Source organism: Microcystis sp. M179S2, from assembly GCF_020245805.1.
Lineage (GTDB): Bacteria > Cyanobacteriota > Cyanobacteriia > Cyanobacteriales > Microcystaceae > Microcystis > Microcystis aeruginosa.
Genome location: NZ_JADBUE010000284.1, coordinates 1 through 5,893 on the forward strand (window position 1 = coordinate 1; position 5,893 = coordinate 5,893).

Genomic DNA, 5,893 nt, shown 5'->3' on the forward strand with positions numbered 1-5,893 from the left:
CCAGCTACATCAAATGTTCCAAAAAAATATAGAAGAGTTAATGCAAATTAGCCGCTATCGGTTGAAGGATTACATCAAAGGACAAAGAGCGATATCGCATGCCCTATCTACCTTCTAGCTCGCTTGTCCCCCTCTCAGGCCATAAACGCACCGTTTCCATGTAGGTATAATAATCTTGATTATTGATAGTCAGAGGAAATCTTCGATAGAAGTTTCCAGCAATCTGATTGTGATTAGTGGTAGCTCCTACCATTGGGATAATTTCTCCTTGACGATATTCATTTTTATCTTCGGACGTTTCCTCCAGAGCTAGATATTCTTCGGGAGTATAATATTTAGTTTCGGTAGTGGTTAACATTTTTGACTCTCCTTCCTATTCTATTTTCTAGGATACAGCATTTCCCTAAAAAGAGATAAAGTTATCCTTGAGCAAGGTTATCAATTGAGTTGTTCGGAAAAGTGTATTTTCAATATCTCAGTAATCCGCTGACGCGCTTGGAAAAGAACAAAATAGGGAATATTTTTCAGTTTTGCTTTTGCTTCTGCGGTCCATTGTAGTTGATCAGAAAAATCTAGAGCTTCCATAGATTTAACATATAGTAGTCCGTCTATTATACCAAAAAAGATTAGCTATTTTGAGATAATTAGTTTCTTGATAGCGACTCTTTTTCACCTTTCTCTTAATTTTAGGTTTCTGCTAGGTCGAAATTTACTCTTTGATATAAATCTTGAAAAGAAATCTGCCAATCTACCGACACCAATTGTAAAACCGCATTTTCCCCCGTAAGGAAATCAATTAACCATTGATCATCCTTTTGTTTATAGTAACGTTCCACACTATAACTAGATTGTTCGATCAGAATATATTCTTGAAAAGTTGGCAAGGAACGATAGAATTTAAACTTATCCCCTCGGTCATAAGCTTGGGTAGAATTAGAGAGAACTTCGACAATAATTAAAGGATTGATCACGTTAGATTGACTATTCCCTTGATAGAGAGGTTGACCTTTAATCACCATCACATCGGGATAGGTGTAAATACTATAATCTGACAGCCATAAACGCACCGTTTCCATATAGGTATAATAATCTTGATTATTGATATTTAAGGGAAAATTACGGCAAAAATTTAGACAAATCTGATTGTGATTAGTGGTGGCTCCTACCATTGGGATAATTTCTCCTTGACGATATTCATTTTTATCTTCGGATGTTTCCTCCAGAGCTAGATATTCTTCGGGAGTATAATATTTAGTTTCAGTAGCGCTTAACATTTTTGACTCTCCTTCCTATTCTATTTTCTAGGATACAGCATTTCCCTAAAAAGAGATAAAGTTATCCTTGAGCAAGGTTATCAATTGAGTTACTCGGATCATATTTTTTGCTTAATCTCTGGCAAAAAATGCTGAGAAATCCACAATTAAAAATATAACTATCAAAATTGCTCACGCCAAGGGTTAAAATAAACTAGATAAATAGTTTTATGTTTAGTTTCTCCTATGTTTAACTGGTTCCGTCGTCAGAAAGTCCAACCCGAACAAGAACAAGCACCCCCTGCACCCGTAGAGGAAACCCCCAGCGAGGCAACCAGTCAGGAAGACTATTTAGATTGGGCCAAAAAAGCCTTTAAAAATATTCAAGAGAAAAAAGCCACGGCCGAGGCCGTCGTGAGCGAAACCCCTGAAACATCCATTGCTGAAACGGAACCTCCGCAAGAGCAAGAACCAGTTAAAGAAGAAGAAACCGAGGATAATACCCCCGCATGGCTGAAAAAATCCGATCGCCTCGAAATTCTCAAAGAAACCGCCATCGAAACCCCTACAGAACCAGATGAGGACTTTATCTGGTCCGCCAAAGTTTTAGCCAATCAGGGACGACAAGCAGAGGACGTTTCGGAAGAAGAAATCACTTGGTTAAAAAAATTGCGTCAGGGTTTAGGCAAAACGCGCCGCAGCTTGGTCAATCAGCTTAAGGCCGTGGTCGGTCAGGGTCCCCTCAATCAAGACGCGGTGGAGGAAATCGAAGCTTTATTGCTTCAGGCCGATGTGGGGGTAGATGCCACCGATTATATTATCACTACCCTCCAAAATAAGCTAAAACAGGAAGCTTTGCCCCCCGAAAAAGCGATCGAATATCTCAAAGAAATTATCCGCGAGATTTTAGATGCACCTTTAGCCAATTATAGCAACCCCGGTTTTGAGCCAGAAAAAGGCAAATTAAATATCTGGATGCTCACAGGAGTTAACGGAGTCGGTAAAACAACGACTATCGGCAAATTAGCACATTTATCTAAACAATCTGGCTATAGCTGTATAATCGCCGCTGCCGACACCTTTCGCGCTGCTGCCGTGGAACAGGTGAAAGTTTGGGGAGAGCGATCGCAAGTTGAAGTCATTGCCAACCCGGGCAAAAATACCGACCCAGCCGCCGTGGTGTACGATGGTATCGAAGCCGCTAAATCCAGGGAGATAGAATTACTCTTAGTGGATACGGCGGGAAGATTGCAGAATAAAAAGAACTTAATGGCAGAATTAAGCAAAATTCGCCGCATTATCGACAAAAAAGCCGAGAGTGCCGTGGTGGAATCCCTTCTAGTTCTCGATGCCACTTTAGGACAAAACGGGCTGCGACAGGCCGAGGTTTTCTCGGAAGCTGCCCAATTAAGCGGCGTGATCCTGACTAAAATCGATGGTACAGCTAAAGGGGGTGTTGCCCTTGCCGTAGCGCGTCAGCTTAACCTACCGATTCGCTTTGTCGGTGCTGGGGAAGGAATCGAGGATCTGCGGCCCTTTTCCAGTTACGAATTCGTGGAAGCTTTACTGAGTGGCGATTAATCTCACCCCGCCTATCTTTCATAATCTTTTCATGGTTGCTTCATAATTGTCTCATTTTTAGCTATGCTAGAACTGGAGACTCGGGGTAACAACTATGCAAAGGACAATTACAGTTAGTCATCTAGGAGTATATTATCGCGGCGTGGAAGCCCTACGGGATATCACCCTGAAAATTCATCCAGGACGATTAACCGGTATTATCGGTCCCAACGGCGCGGGCAAAAGTACCCTGATCAAAGCCATGCTAGGATTAATTCCCGTACAACAGGGAAGCGTTAACTATCAAGGGCAATCTCTACAGGAACAACTGGATAAAGTCGCTTATGTTCCCCAAAGATCTCAAATCGACTGGACCTATCCCGTCACCGCTTGGGATGTGGTAATGATGGGGAGAGTCAGAAAAACCGGTTGGTTTCGTCCTTTTTCCCATATTAGTCGTCAACAGGCTTTAAATGCCCTAGAACGGGTGGAAATGGCTGATTTACGCCATCGTCCCCTCGGTCAGCTGTCGGGGGGACAACAGCAAAGAGTCTTTTTAGCCAGATCTTTGGCCCAAGAAGCGGAGATTTTCTGTTTTGATGAACCTTTCGTTGGGGTAGATCAAAAAACCGAGGGCATCCTTTTTAATATCTTTGGTGAGTTAGCCCAAGAAAATAAAATTGTCCTGGTGGTTAACCATGATTTAGGCGAATCTATCACCTATTTTGCTGATTTAATCCTCTTAAATAAAGAATTGATCCTCGCCGATCAACGGTCTAAGGTCTTAACTGATTTTAATCTCCGGCGCGCCTATGGGGGTAAAGTCTCCTTCTACGATGCCATGACACCACTAGATCATCCCCGATCGAGTCTCGATTATTTCGATCGCCTCTCGAAAAACAATGCGATAAACTAGAAGCGAAGATATTTTGGCTCACTGCCGATAGGGACACCGATGAAAACTATTTCCCCGCAAGAAGTAACAGGAACGATCGAACTGGCTCCTAACTATCGAATTCCCCTGTTTTTGGTAATTTTATCGCTGCCTTTACTCTTTTTACAGGTCTGGCTCGGAATAATTTTCTCCCTGTTAGGGCTATTCTTGATGTTCCAGACTACCCGCATTCGCCTCCAGTTTACCCCCACTTCCCTAGATGTCTATCTGTCCGGGCAACAAATTCGCTCCTTTCCCTACCAAGAATGGCAAAATTGGCGTATTTTCTGGAATAAAGTCCCGATCCTATTTTATTTCAAAGAAATTAACAGCATTCATTTTTTGCCCATTATCTTTGACAGCGCAACCCTGAGACTGTGCCTCGAAAAATACTATCCTTTAGCAGCATCGCCAGCGATCGACTCAGAAGCGAACTAAGATTGAGATAAAATAAAATCTAGCTAATAGCGTCTTAATTGCCTGCCTTGGCCCTTTGTTCGCTCTGCATTTCTAAAGCCGATGAATTCAGAAGATTTTAATGTTTTACCCCTTGACAAAATGACAGACTTACCCAATGAATCTGTCGAAGACTTTAGTTTTGACGATCTCTGGAACGATCGCCCGGTAGAGAATCCCCTGCCATCGGCAATCGCCCCCGAAGGCGAATTAGTTCCCGCAGCGCAGGCGCAACCTCTACGGGCAGAAATCGAGGCTCTAGAACGGCAAAAACAGAGCCTAGCGGCAGAAATATCGGCATTAAAAGCGGAAAGAGAACGCTTGATCGCCGAAGAACTAGGGGATATCAAAGCTCAAATCGAAAGAATGCTCAAGGAAGGCGTAAAAGACCTAGAACAACGCAAACAGGCTTTAGAATTGGCGATCGAACAGTTAGAACGCCGTCGTGAGCGTATTCGGCAGGAAATGCGGAGTAATTTCGCCGGAGTCTCCCAGGACATAGCCGTGCGGGTTCAGGGATTTAAAGACTATCTGGTGGGCAGTTTACAGGATTTGGCTGCGGCTGCCGAACAGTTGGAATTACCCCGTTTTGAAACCCCCGAAAAATCCCCCCGCTCCGTGGAACCTCCCCTGCGGACCGAACGGGAGGAAAACCCGCGCCCATCCCGTGGCAGTCAAGGCCGGGATGATCGGGAAGAAAGTCCCCGTCCCCCCCGCACCAGTAACCAAGGCCAGGATAATTGGCAAGAACCCCGTCGTTCTAACCGTTCGGGTTATGAATCGGAACCGGTGGGACAATCTCCCCCTAGACAGGGCTTTTCTGAGCAAAATCAGCGCATCCAAACTCTTTTAGACCGTTATCGCAGTCGTCCTGACTATTACGGTCCCCCTTGGCAATTACGGCGCACTTTTGAACCAATTCACGCCGAACGGGTGCAACAGTGGTTCTTTAAACAGGGGGGCCGGGGTACTGTTCGCGGTATGGGCAGCCGTCTCCAGAATATTCTGGTGGCTTCGGCAATTATCTCGATTATGGCGGAATTACAGGGCGATCGCTTCCGTTCTCTAGTTCTGGCTAATAGTCCCGAACGTTTAGGCGAATGGCGGCGCGGCCTCCAAGATTGTCTCGGCATTTCCCGCGCCGATTTTGGACCAGACCGCGGCATCGTTCTCTTTGAGTCTCCCGAAGCTTTAATTCAAAAAGCGGAACGTTTAATCGAGGATAAGTATTCACCGCTCATTATCATCGATGATACCGAAGAACGGCTCAATTTCGCTCTTTTACAATTCCCCTACTGGTTAGCTTTTGCCCCTGAACCCCAACAAAGTTCTAGTTATTGGTATTAACTAATTAGGGTTGGCTGAAAATTACTGGAAGCCTTACTAGAAAACGGTTTTGAGACTTTTTTAGCCAAAAAAGTGCCAGAAACAAACGTTGAGAAATCGCTCCGAGGGACTCAAAACCCTTGCACTTTCCGGAGACGAACGCAAAGGGTTCCGCTTCCAGGCACGCCAGGTCATTCTGTTATTCTGACTTCCTCTCCTGTCTCGGAGTCTCCTGTCTCCTGACTCCTAATGGGACTTAGGCGTTTTCGGTCAGCAAAAAAGGCTCAAACCATTACGGGACAAAGGGTTAACCTCGATTTATGATTTTCCTTGATCTATCTGGGTTTCAGCGATTTTGGGCTTC

Annotated in this window: 6 protein-coding genes and 1 pseudogene; 4 read left to right on the forward strand and 3 right to left on the reverse strand. The window is 44.5% G+C overall.

The features are described 5' to 3' along the window. Nucleotides 1-139: 139 nt before the first annotated feature. The 3 genes and pseudogenes from IM500_RS16870 to IM500_RS16880 form a co-directional block, all read right to left on the reverse strand. Nucleotides 140-358: pseudogene (locus IM500_RS16870) on the reverse strand (Uma2 family endonuclease); the annotation flags it as partial. Nucleotides 359-438: 80 nt separating this feature from the next. Further along, a complete protein-coding gene (locus tag IM500_RS16875; protein WP_190722580.1) occupies nucleotides 439-585 on the reverse strand; it encodes a PCP reductase family protein in 147 nt (48 codons plus the stop codon). Nucleotides 586-686: 101 nt separating this feature from the next. Next, nucleotides 687-1,274: a Uma2 family endonuclease gene (locus tag IM500_RS16880; protein ID WP_190722579.1), complete on the reverse strand. Its 588-nt coding sequence runs from the start codon at nucleotides 1,272-1,274 to the stop codon at nucleotides 687-689. A 225-nt stretch (nucleotides 1,275-1,499) separates the two neighbouring features. Between IM500_RS16880 and ftsY the strand changes: the two genes are divergently transcribed. The 4 genes from ftsY (at nucleotide 1,500) to IM500_RS16900 (ending at nucleotide 5,550) form a co-directional block, all read left to right on the forward strand. Then, nucleotides 1,500-2,834 (forward strand): signal recognition particle-docking protein FtsY, encoded by a 1,335-nt coding sequence (gene ftsY / locus IM500_RS16885; protein WP_190722578.1) that lies wholly within the window; start codon nucleotides 1,500-1,502, stop codon nucleotides 2,832-2,834. 94 nt (nucleotides 2,835-2,928) lie between these two features. After that, nucleotides 2,929-3,729 (forward strand): metal ABC transporter ATP-binding protein, encoded by an 801-nt coding sequence (locus IM500_RS16890; RefSeq protein WP_190722577.1) that lies wholly within the window; start codon nucleotides 2,929-2,931, stop codon nucleotides 3,727-3,729. A 39-nt stretch (nucleotides 3,730-3,768) separates the two neighbouring features. Then, a complete protein-coding gene (locus IM500_RS16895; protein WP_002761589.1) occupies nucleotides 3,769-4,185 on the forward strand; it encodes a DUF3119 family protein in 417 nt (138 codons plus the stop codon). Between the two features lie 81 nt (nucleotides 4,186-4,266). Continuing rightward, entirely contained in the window at nucleotides 4,267-5,550 is a 1,284-nt protein-coding gene (locus tag IM500_RS16900) for a DUF3086 domain-containing protein (protein ID WP_287739084.1), read from the forward strand. Nucleotides 5,551-5,893 lie beyond the last annotated feature (343 nt).

What these genes read in the sequence shown, in the direction of transcription:
- IM500_RS16895 (WP_002761589.1), top strand. Translation starts at nt 3,769, where the DNA reads ATGAAAACTATTTCCCCGCAAGAAGTAACAGGAACGATCGAACTGGCT.
- ftsY (WP_190722578.1), top strand. Translation starts at nt 1,500, where the DNA reads ATGTTTAACTGGTTCCGTCGTCAGAAAGTCCAACCCGAACAAGAACAA.
- IM500_RS16875 (WP_190722580.1), bottom strand. Translation starts at nt 585, where the DNA reads ATGGAAGCTCTAGATTTTTCTGATCAACTACAATGGACCGCAGAAGCA.
- IM500_RS16880 (WP_190722579.1), bottom strand. Translation starts at nt 1,274, where the DNA reads ATGTTAAGCGCTACTGAAACTAAATATTATACTCCCGAAGAATATCTA.
- IM500_RS16890 (WP_190722577.1), top strand. Translation starts at nt 2,929, where the DNA reads ATGCAAAGGACAATTACAGTTAGTCATCTAGGAGTATATTATCGCGGC.
- IM500_RS16900 (WP_287739084.1), top strand. Translation starts at nt 4,267, where the DNA reads ATGAATTCAGAAGATTTTAATGTTTTACCCCTTGACAAAATGACAGAC.